A 13,864-nucleotide genomic window follows, 5' to 3' on the forward strand; every position below is an offset into this window, starting at 1 on the left:
CCCTTGTGCCGTGCCGCGCGAGCGTTTCCTATGTCAGCAGGCCCGAGAACGCCGTCCTGCTGGCCGTCGCCGGTCGAGAGAGGCTGTCGTATGCGGAGCGTGGGTGTGGAAGAAGAGCTTCTCCTGGTGGATCCGCATTCAGGGGAGCCGCGTGCCGTCTCCGGGACCGTGCTGGCCATGGCCCCGGACGACTCCACCTTGGAGAAGGAACTGCACCGCGAGCAGCTGGAGATCGCCACCCGCCCCACGACGCTCATGGAGGACCTGGCCGCCGAGGTCGCCCGCTGGCGCGGCGAGGCGGCGCGCCGGGCGCGCGTGGCCGGGACGGAACTGGTGGCCCTGGCGACCTCGCCGCTGCCCGTCACGCCGTCCCTCAGCGTGGACGAGCGCTACGAGCGGCTACAGGAGGAGTTCGGCCTGACCGCGCAGGAGCAGCTCACCTGCGGCTGCCACATCCACGTCTCGGTCGAGTCGGACGACGAGGGCGTGGCGGTGCTCGACCGGATACGCCCGTGGCTGGCGACGCTGCTGGCGCTGAGCGCCAACTCCCCCTTCTGGCAGGGCAAGGACAGCTGCTACAGCAGCTACCGCAGCCGGGTGTGGAACCGCTGGCCCTCGGCAGGACCCGTCGAACCGTTCGGCTGCGCGGCGGGGTACCACCGGCAGGTACAGGCGCTGCTCGCGACCGGGACCCTGCTCGACGAGGGCATGATCTACTTCGACGCCCGGCTGTCGCGCCGCTACCCGACCGTCGAGATCAGGGTCGCCGACGTGTGCCTCCAGCCCGACGACACGGTGCTGCTCGCCGCCCTGACGCGCGGGCTGGTGGAGACGGCGGCCCGCGCGTGGCGCGCCGGCGAACCGCCGGACCCCGCCGGGATCGGCCTGCTGCGGCTGGCGTCCTGGCGCGCCGGCCGCTCCGGGCTGTCCGGCCGCCTCGTCCACCCGCTCACCTGGACGCCCGCGCCCGCCGAAGCGGTGGTGCGCGCCCTGCTCGACCACGTCACCGAGGCGCTGGAGGACTCCGGCGACCTCGGGCTCGCCAAGGAGCGCCTGGACACCCTGATGGACCGCGGCAACGGGGCCCGCGTCCAGCGGGAACACCTGCGCCGCACGGGCGACCTGCGCTCGGTCGTCGAGGAGTGCGTACGGCGTACGGCACCGTGACCTGCGGTCGGCGCGCCCCGAAACTACGGTGCGCCCTTCGGTCGCACCGTGAAGACCCCGCCCGCACCGCCGCACGAGGATCGGGGTGGGCCGGATCCGGCCGGTGCCGGGACCGGCGCTCCGGAACCGGCGACCGTCGAGATCAACGGAGGGCGAGATGTTGACCGGTAGCGACCGGCTGGACCCCGGCACCGTAGAGGGCTCGGACTGGGTGAGCGCGCACGTCTTCTACGACACCGACCAGGACGCGCTGCTGACCGGCTGCGTCCGGCCGCTGGTCGCCAAGCTGACCGCCGACGGCCTGGTGCAGCGTCACTTCTTCCTGCGGTACTGGGAAGGCGGGCCGCACGTCCGGCTGCGGCTGCTGCCCGCCCGCACCGCGGACCGCGCAGAAGTCGAACGGCTGGTGACCGAGCAGATCCGCTCGTTCCTGACGCGCACACCGTCCCCCGACGTCGTGGACCGGTCGCGCTTCGCCGAGGTCTCCGAGGGCCTGGCAAGCCTGGAAGGCCGCCCTGACGACCGGCGGCAGGAAGAGGTGCGGCCCAACAACACGCTCGACTTCCCGCCCTACGAGCGGGAGCACTCGGACTTCGGCCACGGCCCGGCCATCGCCGCCGTGGAACAGCACTTCCAGGAGTCCAGTCGGCTGGCCCTGTCCGTCGTCGACACCGGCGCGACCGTGGAACAGCGCGCGATGCTGGCGTTCGACCTGGTCGTGGGCGTCTTCGCGCTCTGCGACGAGGTGCGCGACCGGTGGTCCCGGCACGGCGGCCCGCCGCTGCCGTTCGGCAGCGGCCCCGAATCCGCCGACGTCGAACCGCGCTACCGCGCACAGCGCGCACAGCTCCAGGAGCGGGCCCGGCGCACCTGGCGCCTGGCGGCCCGGCCGGAGGGTCCCGATCACCGCGCGTACTGGCTGGCGTCACTGCGCCGGCTCCGGCACGAGCTGCACGCCCTGGAGGACGCGGGCGCCTTCGCCAACGAGTGGCCCGCCTCCCCGCTGGCCGGCCCGCTCGAACTGGCCGCCACCGCCCACCCGGCCACCAGCCTCGTACTGCTGCGCTGCGGCCACCTGGTCAACAACCGGCTCGGGCTGACCCTCTGGCAGGAGAGCCAGGTGCGCTTCCTGGTCGGCCGGGTCCTCGCCGAGCTGCCCGAGGCGCTGAGCGCCCCGTGAACCAGCCGCCCGCACCGTGGCACAGCATCCACGTCCACCACCACGACGAGCACACCGAACCCGCGCTCGTCCTGGACGCCGTCCGCCCGGCGTTCGAGGCGGTACGCGCTTCGGTCAGCGGCGCCTGGTTCGGCCGACACTGGCTCCGCGGCCCGCACCTGCGCCTGAACTTCCGCACACCGGACGAGACCTGGGCCTCCCACGTCCGGCCCCAGGTCGTCTCGGCACTCGACGCCTACCTCCGCGACCACCCGTCCACGGCCCGGCTGGACGAAGCCGCACTGGCCCCGGTGCACGAGCGGCTGGCGGAACTGGAGATGGAGACGGGGCCACGGCACCCCTGGGTGCCCGACAACACCGTCCTCGAACAGCCCTACGACCACCGGCTGCCGGTGCTCGGGTCGATGCAAGGCAGCGAGGTGCTGGCCGGCTTCCTCAGCGACACCAACGACCTGGCGTTCGCGATGTACGACCACCTCCGCTCCGGCGGGGCGCTGCCCGTACTGGCACTGGACCTGATGTGGACCACCGTGTCGGTCGCGGCCGTCCCCTTCGACGAGGACGGCGCGGCCATCGAACGCGGCTTCATGTCCCTGCGCTCCCATGCCGACGCGTTCCTGTCCCGTACCCACGACCCGGACGGGTACCGGGCGGCCTTCGACGAGCGCCACCGGCGGCAGGCCGACGCGCTGGCCGGCCGCCTGCGCGCGGTGGAGTCCGTACTGTCCGGTGACCGCGGGGACGAGCTGCCGTTCGTCCGCGACTGGGCCGGGGCCGTACGCCGCTGCCAGCGCACCGCGCTTCCGCTGCTGGAGTCCGGCGAGCTGACGCTGAGCGGCGCCGGCCGCGCACCGCGCCTGCCCACCCGGCAGCTCAGCGACTTCCACCGCCTCCTGCAGACCGACCACGGCCACGCGGACTTCCTCCGCGACGACCACTGGTTCGCGTCCTTCCGGCTGGTGGTGAACTATCTCTACGTCCACCTCAACCGCCTGGGCCTCAAACCGGTGGACCGCGGCCTGCTCTGCCACCTGGCGGCCAACACCGTCGAAGCGGTGCACGGCGTCTCGGCGATCGGCAACTTCGAGCGCTACGTCGTCGCCTCCCCCACGGCCGACACCCCCGAATGGTCCCGCATCGGCACCCGGTGGGCCTCCGAGGGCACGGACGCACAGACGCCGTGAGACGGATGACTACGCCTCGCGCGGATGCGCTTCCGCACTCAGTTCCGGCAGCTTCCCGGCCGTGCCGGCGTCGGACGGCAGGCAGGAGACCAGCGTGACGCCGGGGGTGTCGACCGGGGTGAGCTTCACGTAGTCGAAAGTGAGCCGGCCCAGGCGCGGATGGTCGAAGATCCTGCGGGTGGGCCGGAACTCGGCGACGTCGTGGGTGTCCCACCACGTACGGAACTCCTCGCTGCGGCCGCGCAGTTCGGCGGTCAGCCGCTCGAACGCCGGGTCGCCGGTGTGCCGGTCGGCGACCGCGCGGTACTGCTCCAGGAGCGTACGGGCCTGGTCGGGCCAGTCGGCCAGCAGCGAGCGGGTCCCGAGGTCGGTGAAGACGAGCCGCAGCAGGTTGCGCCCGGGGTCCGCCCAGCCGTCCGGGTCGCCGATGAGGCCCGCCTCGGCACGGTTCCACGCCAGCAGGTCCCAGTTGGGCGCGACCACGTAGGACGGGTGCGGGTCGAGCGCGTCCACCAGCCGCTGCAACGGCCGGCTCCCGGCGCGCCCGGCCACCGGTTCCGGCAGCGGCTGCCCCGCCAGCGCGAACAGGTGCCGGGCCTCGGCCGGTGAGAGGCACAGCACCCGGGCCAGGCTGTGCAGCACCTGGCCGCTGACGGTGATGTCCCTGGCCTGTTCCATCCATGTGTACCACGTGACGCTGACCCCGGAGAGGGTCGCGACCTCCTCGCGGCGCAGGCCGGGCGTACGGCGGCGGGGTCCTGCCGGGAGGCCGGCGTCGGCGGGCGTGATCCGTTCCCTGCGGGAACGGAGGAACTCGGCCAGCACCCGGCGGCGTTCCCTGCCGTCTCCCGCGGCCCGCCCGTCCTGTGCGGCGCCCTGCCCGCGCGCTCCCACCCGACCGCCCATTCCCGTTCGTCCGCCCGTTCGTCCGCCCGTTCCCCGTACGCGCCGCGCCAAGGGGGTACCGCGACCACCAGCATAAGCAGCCTCTGTATGCCCGTCGCCGCCCCGACCAGGCTCGGAGCATGACGCACACCAAGCCGACGGCCGTTCCCCCACCATCCCCCCGCAACGCTTCGAGCAGCACCGGCACCCGCGGTACCGCTCCGCGCGGGCCCTCGCCCTGGCGCGCCCTGTCCGTCGTCCTCATCGGCGTCTTCATGGCCGTCCTGGACACCTTCATCGTGCTCGTGGCCGCGCCCGCCATCCAGCAGGACCTCGCCGCCTCGGACGCGGACGTCCAACTCGTCCTCGCCGGCTACCAGCTCACCTACGCCGTCGCCCTGATCACCGGCGCCCGCCTCGGCGACCTGTACGGGCGCAAGCGGTGCTTCCTGACCGGCATGGCGCTCTTCACGCTCGCGTCGGCGGGCTGCGCCGCCGCGCCAGGCCCCGGCGCGCTGATCGGGGCGCGGCTGGTGCAGGGGCTCGGGGCCACCGTGATGTTCCCGCAGGTCTTCTCGACGATCCAGGTACTGCTGCCACGGGAACAGCGGGCCCGCGCGTTCGGGGTGCTCGGTGCGGTCATCGGTACGGCGGGGGTCGCCGGTCAGCTGCTCGGCGGCGTCCTCGTCTCCGCCGACCTCTTCGGCACGTCATGGCGCCCGGTCTTCTGGGTGAACGTCCCCGTCGGCCTGCTCACGCTGGCACTCGCCGCCGCCTTCGTCCCCGAGACACGGGCTCCGGAGGGCCGCCGCCTCGACCTGGCGGGCACGGCCGTCCTGACACCCGCGCTCTTTCTCCTCGTCGTGCCGCTGATCACGGGCCGCGAAGCCGGCTGGCCGGTGTGGGCCTGGGCCGGCCTGGCCGCGGGGGCGCTCGCCCTCGCCGGGTTCGCGCTCGTGGAACGCCGCGTCGAGGCGCGCGGCGGCTCGCCCCTGATACGGCTGGGCCTGCTGCGGGAGCGCGCCTTCGCCGTCGGCATGCTGCTGGTCCTCCTCGCGTACTTCGGCATCAACTCCTTCTTCCTGGTCCTGTCCGTCACCCTGCAAGACGGCCTCGGCCTGAGCACGCTCACGGCGGGGATGTCCTACCTGCCGTTCGCCGCCGCCTTCTTCGCGGGCAGCATCGCCGCCGGGCGCATGGCCCACCACGGGCGCCGGCTGCTGCAGGCCGGGGCGCTGACCCTCGCCCTGGGCCACGCCGCCGCCATCGCTGCCGTCGTCCACGCGGGAGCGGCGCTGACGGCCTGGACTCTCGTCGTACCGCTGCTGGTGATCGGCGCGGGCACCGGCATGCTGGTCACGCCGCTGCTCAACGCCGTGCTCTCGCGCGTACGCCCCGCCGAGATCGGCATGGCCTCCGGCGTGCTGTCCACCGGGCAGCAAGTGGGCGGCTCGGTCGGCGTCGCCGCCGTCGGCGTCATCTTCTACGGCACACTGGGCGACGCCCCCCACCACGACACCGCCGCATACGGCCACGCCCTGACCGCCGCCCTGGCCTTCAACCTCACCCTGGCACTCGCCGTCTCGGCCCTCCTGCACTGGTCGGCACTCACTCCGGAACAGCGGGCCGGCCGGCGTCACCGGCGAACTGCGTGAACTGCTCCACGCCACCGGCACTCCCGGCCCGTACCTGCTGGTAGGCCATTCCCTGGGCGGCGCTTACGCGCGCCACTACACCAGACTCTTCCCCGACGAGGTGTCCGGCCTGCTCCTGCTCGACCCCTTTCACGAGGACCTGGTGGTCCGCGCTTCCCGGCGCGCACGGGAGAGGCTCGACGAGATGCTGGAGCAGATGGCGGGCCAGGAGTCGGCCGAGCCCACGCCGGAACAGCTGGAACAGGCCCGCGCCCGGCTGCTCCGGCACTTCGCCGCCTGGCCGGGGCCGCTGCGCGACGAGTTCCGCCGCGCGGCGAGCAGCGGGTCCTCGGCGACGCGGGGCACGGGTGGCTGCACGAGGAGAGGGCGGACGCGGTGCTCCAGGCCGTGGACGCGCTGCTCGCGCGGGCGTGTTCACGGTATCCGGGGCGCGTACGGGGTCAGCCGAGGCGGCGTACCGGCTGGCCCTTGAGGTAGGCCTCGATGTTTTCGACGGCCTGGCCGTAGTAGGTGCGGTAGTTGTCCTCGGAGACGTAGCCGAGGTGGGGTGTGGCCAGGAGGCGGGGTGCGGTGCGCATCGGGTGGCCGGCGGGCAGCGGCTCGATGTCGAAGACGTCGACGCCGGCGCCGGCGATCCGGCCCTCGTGCAGCGCGGCGAGCAGCGCCTCCTGGTCGACGATGGCTGCCCTGGAGGTGTTCACCAGGTACGCGGTCGGCTTGAGCAGGGCGAGTTCGGGGGCGCCGAGCAGGCCGCGGGTGCGGTCGCCGAGCGCCAGGTGTATCGAGACGAAGTCGCTGCTCCGCAGCAGTTCCTCTTTGCTCGCGGCGAGCCGCGCGCCGGCCTCGTCGGTCCGCTCCTTGGTGAGGTTCCGGCTCCAGGCCACCACGTCCATGCCGAACGCCGCACCGATCCGGGCCACCCGGCTGCCGATCTTGCCCAGGCCGAGCAGGCCGAGGCGCCGGCCGTGGAGGTCGGCGCCGACCGTGGACTGCCACGGGCCGCCGGCGCGCAGCGCGTTGCTCTCGTGCACCACGCCGCGGGCGAGGCCGAGCAGGAGCGCCCAGGTCAGCTCGACGGGCGGGGTCGGGGAGCTGGCCGTTCCGCATACGGTCACGCCGTGTGCGGCTGCCGCAGCGTGGTCGATCACGGAATTGCGCATGCCGGAGGCGACGAGCAGCTTGAGCCGGGGCAGCCGGGCGAACAGCGCGGCCGGGAACGGCACCCGCTCGCGCAGCGTGACCACGATGTCGAAGGGAGCCAGCGCTTCGGCCAGTTCGTCCTCGGTGGCGAAGTGCCCGGTGAAGCCGGTGACCTCCACCCGGTCCTGGACGGGGCTCCAGTCGGCGATGGTGGTGGCGACGTCCTGGAAGTCGTCGAGCACGGCGCAGCGCAGTCGCATGGCGGTCATCTCCCTCAGTACGGTCCGGCAGTACGGTCCGGGGCGCCGGCCGGAGAGGCTTGGCAGGGTTCGACCGGCCCCGGTAGAAGGAGATCATGTACGACAACTCCGGCTTCGGCCGCATCCCTTCCACCACCCTCGCCGAGCTCCTGGGCCGCGAGCAGGGGCCGAGCTGGCCAAGGAGGCCGCCGAAACCCTCGACGTGTGGGAAGCGGCCCACCGCGGCCGGCGGACGAGCACGGGCCGCCCGTTTCCGGCCCCGCGCACGTCGGACGCCTCGCGCAAACCACCGGATCGAGATCTTTCTCACGCTCCGGATTCCCCTTGCGCAGGTGTGCGAAGGCGCATTCCCGGTACTCGGGTGTTCACCTCTTGTCCGCGGGAAGGTTTCGTTGGGAGGGACCGGTAAGGAACCGGTGACCGGGCGTGGCCGCCGTCACGCCGGCGGCGCAGGGACGGACCTGTCTTCCTGCCTCCGGCGGGGCTCGGTAGCATTTGCCGGACGGTAATCGAAGATCGCGTGTGGTTGGGTACGCACCGCGCCGGCGACACGCCCTACGCGCTGACGCGCGTCAACCAACAGGAAAGGACCGCGGGTTGAGTTCCATCGAGGCTGCGGCACGTGAGCGTGTCACCGACGCGCTCCGCGCGGAGGCCGACACCGTCGCCGACCGCTGGGTACAGCTCCAGCTGGCCCAGGAAGAGCTGGGCAACGGCGTGAGCGAGAGCGAACTGCGCGAAGAGGCCGACAGTTTGCTCGGCGCCCTCGCGCAGGCGCTGGAGAGCACCGTGCCGGTGAACCGGCTGGTGGCCACGTACCAGGAGCTGCACGCTGCGGTCACCGAGCTGTCGATGCGCCGGGCCCGCGCGGGCGCGAAGCCGACGATCACCTCGCTGGCCGTACTGGCGCTCAAGGAAGCCCTGCTGGAGGCCGTACAGCGGCAGACGCGGGACACCGAGGAACTGTTCACCGCCGCGGTACTGATCAACCGGCTGCTGGACAGCGCCGGCGCCCTGTCCTTCGAGACGTACGTCGAGGGCCGCGAGGAGATCATCCGCAGGCAGAGCCGGCAGCTGCTGGAAGTGTCCACGCCGGTGGTACGGCTGTGGCGCCAGGTGCTGGCCGTCCCCCTGATCGGCACCCTCGACACCACCCGTACGCAGGTGGTGATGGAGAACCTGCTGGAGGCCATCCAGGAGCACGAGGCGCTGGTGGCCATCGTCGACATCACCGGTGTGCCCACGGTGGACACCGCCGTCGCCCAGCACCTGATGCAGACCGTGAACGCGGTACGGCTGATGGGCGCCGACTGTGTGATCAGCGGCATCCGCCCGTCGATCGCGCAGACCATCGCCCAGCTGGGCATCGACCTGTCCACCATCCTGACCCGCGCCACCCTCGCCGACGCGCTGGCGGCCGCCGTCGAGATCACCAAGGACAGCGCCGCCCGGCCCGCCACGGCCGCGGCCGAGGAGAACCGGTGAGCGGCGCGGGCCCGGTCGGCATCCCCATCCTGCGCCTCGGCGACGTCCTGGTCACGGGGCTGCTCAACGAGCTGGACGACGCCACGGTGGTGGCGTTCACCGAGGAGCTGACCACCCGCATCACCACCGACCGGGCACGGGGTGTGCTCATCGACATCTCCCGCCTGGAGATCATCGATTCCTTCGTGGCCCGCACCCTGATGGAACTGACCACCATGGCGAGGCTGCTGGGGGCCCGGGTGATCGTCGCCGGGATGCGCCCGCCGGTCGCGCTGACCCTGGCCGAGCTGGGGCTGAGCCTGACCGGCGTGGAGACCGCGCTGAACGCGGAACACGGCATGGTCGCGCTGGGCTGGCACCGCAGCCCCCGATCCTCCGGAGAGGTATTGCATGACGGACGCCGGTGAAGTCCGCGGTACGGGCACCGCCGGTACCGCGGTGCTCAACGGCGGCGAGGGCCATGGCCGCGGCGGCGACCCGGCCGGTGCCACGGTGCTCACCGTGCGCAGCGAGCCGGACCTGATGGCCATCCGGCACGCCGTGCGCGCCGCCACCCTGCGGGTGGGCTTCAGCATCGTGGACCAGACCCGGGTGGTCACGGCCGCCAGCGAGCTGGCCCGTAACGCCTACGTGCACGGCGGGGGCGGCACCGTCGCGATCGAGTACCCGACCCGGCCCGGCTCGGTGGGCCTGCGGCTGACGGTGAGCGACAGCGGCCCCGGCATCGCCGACGTGGACGCGGCGCTCGCCGACGGCTACACCACGGGTGCCGGGCTCGGTCACGGGCTGGGGGGTGCGCAGCGCCTGATGGACGAGTTCGAGATCCGTACCGGCAAGGGCGGCGGTACGACCGTGACCGCCACGCGATGGGCCGACCGTTGACCGCTCTGCCCACCGTCCCGCCGACCGCGTACATCCGTATCGACCACTACAGCGCGGTGCACCTGGCCGCCGAGGCGGCCAGGGCGCTGGCCCGGCGGTGCGGGCTGACGGGCGCGCTGCCCGACCGGGCCGCGGTCGTCGCCTCGGAGCTGGGCAGCAACCTGGCCAAGCACGCGACCGACGGGGCGCTGTTCCTCCAGAAGGTGCCGCTGGGCACCGGCGTGGAGATCCTCGCCGTGGACCGCGGGCCGGGGATGGCCGAGCTCCAGCGGTGCCTGGCCGACGGCTATACGACGACCGAGACCCTCGGCGCCGGTCTGGGCGGGGTCAGCCGGATAGCGACCACGTTCGCCATCCGTACCCAGGAGCCCGAAGGGACCCTGGCCTGCGCGCGGCTCACGGCGCCCGCGGACGCGGAGACGGCCCGCCGGGCGGTCGGCAGCGTCTGCCTGCCCATCGAGGGCGAGGAGGTCAGCGGGGACGCCTGCGCCATGGCCGAGACCGGCGATGGCGGGCTCACCGCGATCGTCGTCGACGGGCTCGGGCACGGGCCACCTGCCTCGGAGGCCGCCCAGATCGCACTGCGCGCGTTCGCCAAGGTGCCGGACGAGCCGCTGCCCGCGTTGCTCGTCCGGGTGCACCGTGCCCTGCGGCGCAGCCGCGGCGCGGCGGTCGGGCTGCTGCGTCTGGACTCCGGGCGCGCGCAGTACTGCGGCATCGGCAATGTGCGCTTCCTGGCCGTCACCCACCAGGAAACCGGCCACCGGCTGACCGGCCAGCCCGGCGTCGCCGGGCTGGAGATGCCGCCGCCGCGCACCCGCGAGCTCCCGTGGGAGCCCGGCGCCACCGCCGTGCTGCACACCGACGGCATAGACCACCGGTGGGCCCGCGACCCGGCCCCGTTCCTGCTGCGGCTGCCCGCACCGCTGCTGGCCACCGCCCTCGTCCACGGCCACCGCCACGCCCGGGACGACGCGACCGTACTGACCGCCAACCTCCACCAGAGACTTCCGTGACACCTCACGTCTTCCACTCCCCGCAGGCGCTGCGCCGCGCCGTGCGCCTGCTCGGTACGTCGCACTCCCTGCCCGCCGAGACCCGGGCCCGGCTCGTGCTGTCGGTCAGCGCGCTGGCCGGCGCGGCGTTCCGGGCCGGCCAGGGCGTCACCCTGGAAGCGGCCCTGGAGCCGTCCTCCCGGCCGGCCCAGGCCGACGCGGGAGACCGTTCCTCCGCACTGTCGCTGGCCGTCACCCTCCGCTCCCCCGTCCCCGCTCCCGACGAGGCCGTGCCGCTGCCGGCCCAGCGGTCGGGTGACGGGGGCACGACCTGGCACGTGCCGCTGCCGGGACCGGAGTACGCCGCGGACGGAGCAGGTCCGGACGGCTGCTCGGGAGGGCTCGGCGGCTCGCCGGCCTCCGGTGCCGAGACGGAGCTGCTGGAGGAGGAGCTGCGCGCGGCACTGGCCCGCGTCGACGCGCTCACCGCCGACCAGCGCCGGCTGACACACGAACTCGCCGAGACCAACAGCGGGGTCCTGGCCCTGTACGTCCAGCTGGAGGAGCGCGACGAGCAGCTGCGCACGGCGCACGGGCACATCCTGCGCGAACTGGAGGACGCGCTGCGGCCTCCGCCGCTCTTGGTGGACGGGCTCGAACTGGCCGTCCACTACGCTCCGGCCGGCACCGACGCCCCCACCGGCGGAGATTTCTACGACTGGTTCGTCCTGCCGGACGGTACGGTGCACATCACCGTCGTCGACGCGCTCGGCCACGGGGTACGCAGTACCCGCAGCGCCCTGAACGTCACGCACGCCGTACGCACCCTGGCCCTCGAAGGCCACCCGCTGACGTCCATCGTGGCGCGCACGGACGAGATCCTCTCGCCCTTCGATCCGGAGCTGATGGCGACGGTCCTGCTGGTCAGGATCGACCCGCGCACCGGCGAGGTGCAGCTGGCCAACGGCAGCCACCCGCCGGCCCTGGTGGTCCGCGCGTCGGGTCGTCACGAGTATCTGGAGGTCCGCGGCCGCGGCGTGGGCTACCCGCTGCCCGGCAGCGACCGGCTCCTGCGGGCCGGACTGGCGGAGGGCGACCTGCTGGTCCTCTACACCGACGGCCTCACCGAGAGCCGCCGGGATCCCAGGGAGGGCGAACAGCGCCTGGCGGAGAGCGCCCGGCGCCACCGGCACCGGCCCATAGCGGACGTGCCCGGGGCGATCGCCGCCGACATGCACACCGTCATCCTGCACTCCGACGACACGCTGGCCCTGGCCATCCGCCTGGCGTCACGGCCGTCCTGACGGGCCGGGCACCCGTGCCACGACGGCTTCGACGGTCTTGCCGCGGGGCGTGGGCCGCACGGAGGTGGACGCCGCGAGGCGGCGGACCATCGGCCAGCCGAAGCCGCCGCCCTCGCCGCGCACGTCCGGGTCCCGCTCGTGCGGTACGCGGGGGCTGGAATCGGCCACGGACACCGTGACCGAGCGGGCGTCCGCCGCCAGGCGCAGCGTGCAGACGCGGCCCTCGGCGTGCCGTACGGCGTTGGTGACGAGTTCGGAGACGATCAGTACCACCGCGTCGCGGGTGTCCGGATCGACCGGGGGCCCCAGGCTCCGTAGATGACCGGCGGTCACATCACGTGCGGTGGCCGCCGCCTGGGGGCAGCTCTCCAGGGTCACCACCAGTGGCGCCGGCGCGGTGACGTTCCGCGCTGCCGTGGTGCTGCTCATCGGGCTCACCTGTTTCCCGTTCGGCGATAAGACGTACAGTCGGGCAGCTTTCCCGTCCCCGTATCCCGTAATCACCCCTTCGCGCACCGAGCACCTGTTTCTTCCCAACTGGGGCCCCGGACTCCGGTAATCGGTGCCGGCGGCGTCACGGAGCGCAATACACCGCACACATACGGAATACTCATCCGATCGCAGGGTAGACGCATCGCCGGCAGCCGCCGGGGACGGGTACCCGGAAGCTGACGCGGTGAGCGGCAGAGCGGCGACAAAAATATCGTGGCACGCATAACCGCCGCACCCCGGCCCCGCATTACCCGACTCCGGGTCCGGTTCCGGTCACGGTCCGTCACACCCTCGGATCACTGCCCCGGCATGGGCAGCAGGGTGGGATTGTCGCCGTTGAGGAGCTGCGTCATCCGGTGCTCGATGTGTTTCCCGTATTCGGGATGCGTCAGAATGTAGAAACGCTGTTCGCGCATCGCCTCCACCACCCGCTCGCCGACGGCCCGGGGGCTGAGACCGGTTTTGAATGCCTTCTTGGCGGCCTCGACGGACCAGTCGCCCGGAACCGGACCCGCGTCGGAGAGACGGGCCGGCCGGTTGCGCTGGGAATGGTAGATGTTCGTGTCGACGAGGCCGGGGCACAGCACGGATATCCGCGGCTTGAGACCGTCCCGGACGAGTTCGAGGTGGACCGTTTCCGACAGGGCGACCACGGCCGTCTTCGTCGCGCCGTACAGCGATCCGCCGGTCAGCAGTCCGGCCAGCGAGGCGGTGTTGACGATATGGGCGTCCTCGTTCTGTTCGATCATGACGGGCAGGAAGGTGCGGATTCCGTGCACGACCCCCATCAGATTCACGCCGAGGATCCATTCCCAGTCGTCGAGCGTGCTCTCCCAACTCGGTCGGCTGCCGGTGTAAACGCCCGCGTTGTTGCACAGTACGTGCACGGCGCCGTAGGTCCCGAGCGCGGACTCGGCGAGCGCGGCGACCTCCCCGGCCGAGGACACATCGGTCACCACGGCGTGCACGTCGGCGCCCGCGTCGCGCAGCCCGGCCGCCGTGGCGCGGAGCGCGGCCTCCTCCACGTCGCTCAGCACCACGCGCATTCCCGCGCCGGCGAACGTCTCCGCCATTCCTTTTCCGATACCACTCGCCGCACCGGTAACGACGGCAACTTTGTTCTCCAGGTTTTCCATTTCCCCTCCGCATCGCGCCGGCCCCGCGTCGGGGAGACAGATTAAGGAAGGTCTGCCATTCAAGGAAGAGGCTGTCGTCCGGCACCCACCCCTGGGGAC

General features: G+C 72.7%; 13 protein-coding genes and 1 pseudogene. 10 read left to right on the forward strand and 4 right to left on the reverse strand.

The features are described from left to right. Nucleotides 1-90: 90 nt before the first annotated feature. From ACH4K4_RS00465 to ACH4K4_RS00475, 3 genes are all read left to right on the forward strand, one after another. Nucleotides 91-1,167 carry a glutamate--cysteine ligase gene (locus ACH4K4_RS00465; RefSeq protein WP_398163764.1) on the forward strand — a complete coding sequence of 359 codons (1,077 nt, stop codon included), beginning with the start codon at nucleotides 91-93 and terminating at the stop codon, nucleotides 1,165-1,167. A gap of 157 nt (nucleotides 1,168-1,324) precedes the next feature. Next, on the forward strand, nucleotides 1,325-2,347 hold the full coding sequence (locus ACH4K4_RS00470; protein WP_398163765.1) for a lantibiotic dehydratase C-terminal domain-containing protein: 1,023 nt from the start codon (nucleotides 1,325-1,327) through the stop codon (nucleotides 2,345-2,347). Then, a complete protein-coding gene (locus ACH4K4_RS00475; protein ID WP_398163766.1) occupies nucleotides 2,344-3,531 on the forward strand; it encodes a thiopeptide maturation pyridine synthase in 1,188 nt (395 codons plus the stop codon). Before ACH4K4_RS00470 ends, ACH4K4_RS00475 begins: the two co-directional genes overlap by 4 nt. 9 nt (nucleotides 3,532-3,540) lie before the next feature. On the opposite strand, the gene ACH4K4_RS00480 is transcribed toward ACH4K4_RS00475, so the two are convergent. Beyond that, nucleotides 3,541-4,425: a helix-turn-helix transcriptional regulator gene (locus ACH4K4_RS00480; protein WP_398163767.1), complete on the reverse strand. Its 885-nt coding sequence runs from the start codon at nucleotides 4,423-4,425 to the stop codon at nucleotides 3,541-3,543. Nucleotides 4,426-4,556: 131 nt separating this feature from the next. On the opposite strand from ACH4K4_RS00480, the gene ACH4K4_RS00485 reads away from it, so the two are divergent. Together ACH4K4_RS00485 and ACH4K4_RS00490 are read left to right on the forward strand one after the other, a co-directional pair. After that, a complete protein-coding gene (locus tag ACH4K4_RS00485; protein WP_398163768.1) occupies nucleotides 4,557-6,071 on the forward strand; it encodes an MFS transporter in 1,515 nt (504 codons plus the stop codon). Next, a pseudogene (locus ACH4K4_RS00490) lies at nucleotides 6,049-6,543 on the forward strand (alpha/beta fold hydrolase); the annotation flags it as partial. The gene ACH4K4_RS00485 and the pseudogene ACH4K4_RS00490, both read left to right, overlap by 23 nt. On the opposite strand, the gene ACH4K4_RS00495 reads toward ACH4K4_RS00490, so the two are convergent. Continuing rightward, nucleotides 6,512-7,471, reverse strand: a complete 960-nt coding sequence (locus ACH4K4_RS00495) for a D-2-hydroxyacid dehydrogenase family protein (protein ID WP_398164484.1) — start codon at nucleotides 7,469-7,471, stop codon at nucleotides 6,512-6,514. The pseudogene ACH4K4_RS00490 and the gene ACH4K4_RS00495 overlap by 32 nt on opposite strands. Nucleotides 7,472-8,068: 597 nt before the next feature. On the opposite strand from ACH4K4_RS00495, the gene ACH4K4_RS00500 reads away from it, so the two are divergent. Genes ACH4K4_RS00500 through ACH4K4_RS00520 form a run of 5 tightly spaced genes read left to right on the forward strand, consistent with a single transcriptional unit; the run spans nucleotide 8,069 to nucleotide 12,137 of the window. Beyond that, the gene (locus tag ACH4K4_RS00500) at nucleotides 8,069-8,956 is read left to right on the forward strand and encodes an STAS domain-containing protein (protein ID WP_398163769.1); all 888 of its coding nucleotides are present in this window, start codon (nucleotides 8,069-8,071) and stop codon (nucleotides 8,954-8,956) included. Further along, nucleotides 8,953-9,363, forward strand: coding sequence for an STAS domain-containing protein (locus tag ACH4K4_RS00505; protein WP_398163770.1), 411 nt, complete (start codon nucleotides 8,953-8,955; stop codon nucleotides 9,361-9,363). Before ACH4K4_RS00500 ends, ACH4K4_RS00505 begins: the two co-directional genes overlap by 4 nt. After that, nucleotides 9,347-9,838 carry an ATP-binding protein gene (locus ACH4K4_RS00510; RefSeq protein WP_398163771.1) on the forward strand — a complete coding sequence of 164 codons (492 nt, stop codon included), beginning with the start codon at nucleotides 9,347-9,349 and terminating at the stop codon, nucleotides 9,836-9,838. The genes ACH4K4_RS00505 and ACH4K4_RS00510 overlap by 17 nt, the downstream gene beginning before the upstream one ends. After that, nucleotides 9,823-10,854 (forward strand): SpoIIE family protein phosphatase, encoded by a 1,032-nt coding sequence (locus ACH4K4_RS00515; protein ID WP_398163772.1) that lies wholly within the window; start codon nucleotides 9,823-9,825, stop codon nucleotides 10,852-10,854. Before ACH4K4_RS00510 ends, ACH4K4_RS00515 begins: the two co-directional genes overlap by 16 nt. Continuing rightward, nucleotides 10,851-12,137, forward strand: coding sequence for a PP2C family protein-serine/threonine phosphatase (locus tag ACH4K4_RS00520; RefSeq protein WP_398163773.1), 1,287 nt, complete (start codon nucleotides 10,851-10,853; stop codon nucleotides 12,135-12,137). The genes ACH4K4_RS00515 and ACH4K4_RS00520 overlap by 4 nt, the downstream gene beginning before the upstream one ends. Here ACH4K4_RS00520 and ACH4K4_RS00525 read toward each other — a convergent pair. Beyond that, nucleotides 12,123-12,566 (reverse strand): ATP-binding protein, encoded by a 444-nt coding sequence (locus ACH4K4_RS00525; protein WP_398163774.1) that lies wholly within the window; start codon nucleotides 12,564-12,566, stop codon nucleotides 12,123-12,125. The genes ACH4K4_RS00520 and ACH4K4_RS00525 overlap by 15 nt on opposite strands. Before the next feature lie 359 nt (nucleotides 12,567-12,925). Continuing rightward, the gene (locus tag ACH4K4_RS00530) at nucleotides 12,926-13,765 is read right to left on the reverse strand and encodes an SDR family NAD(P)-dependent oxidoreductase (protein ID WP_398164485.1); all 840 of its coding nucleotides are present in this window, start codon (nucleotides 13,763-13,765) and stop codon (nucleotides 12,926-12,928) included. Between the last annotated feature and the right edge of the window lie 99 nt (nucleotides 13,766-13,864).

The sequence above is a fragment of the Streptomyces sp. NPDC017529 genome (genome assembly GCF_044329785.1).
Classification (GTDB): domain Bacteria; phylum Actinomycetota; class Actinomycetes; order Streptomycetales; family Streptomycetaceae; genus Streptomyces.

Bases quoted from the DNA above. Each gene is read 5' to 3' on its own strand.
- ACH4K4_RS00530 (WP_398164485.1), bottom strand. From the start codon at position 13,765: ATGGAAAACCTGGAGAACAAAGTTGCCGTCGTTACCGGTGCGGCGAGT.
- ACH4K4_RS00470 (WP_398163765.1), top strand. From the start codon at position 1,325: ATGTTGACCGGTAGCGACCGGCTGGACCCCGGCACCGTAGAGGGCTCG.
- ACH4K4_RS00525 (WP_398163774.1), bottom strand. From the start codon at position 12,566: ATGAGCAGCACCACGGCAGCGCGGAACGTCACCGCGCCGGCGCCACTG.
- ACH4K4_RS00515 (WP_398163772.1), top strand. From the start codon at position 9,823: ATGGGCCGACCGTTGACCGCTCTGCCCACCGTCCCGCCGACCGCGTAC.
- ACH4K4_RS00465 (WP_398163764.1), top strand. From the start codon at position 91: ATGCGGAGCGTGGGTGTGGAAGAAGAGCTTCTCCTGGTGGATCCGCAT.
- ACH4K4_RS00495 (WP_398164484.1), bottom strand. From the start codon at position 7,471: ATGCGACTGCGCTGCGCCGTGCTCGACGACTTCCAGGACGTCGCCACC.
- ACH4K4_RS00485 (WP_398163768.1), top strand. From the start codon at position 4,557: ATGACGCACACCAAGCCGACGGCCGTTCCCCCACCATCCCCCCGCAAC.
- ACH4K4_RS00510 (WP_398163771.1), top strand. From the start codon at position 9,347: ATGACGGACGCCGGTGAAGTCCGCGGTACGGGCACCGCCGGTACCGCG.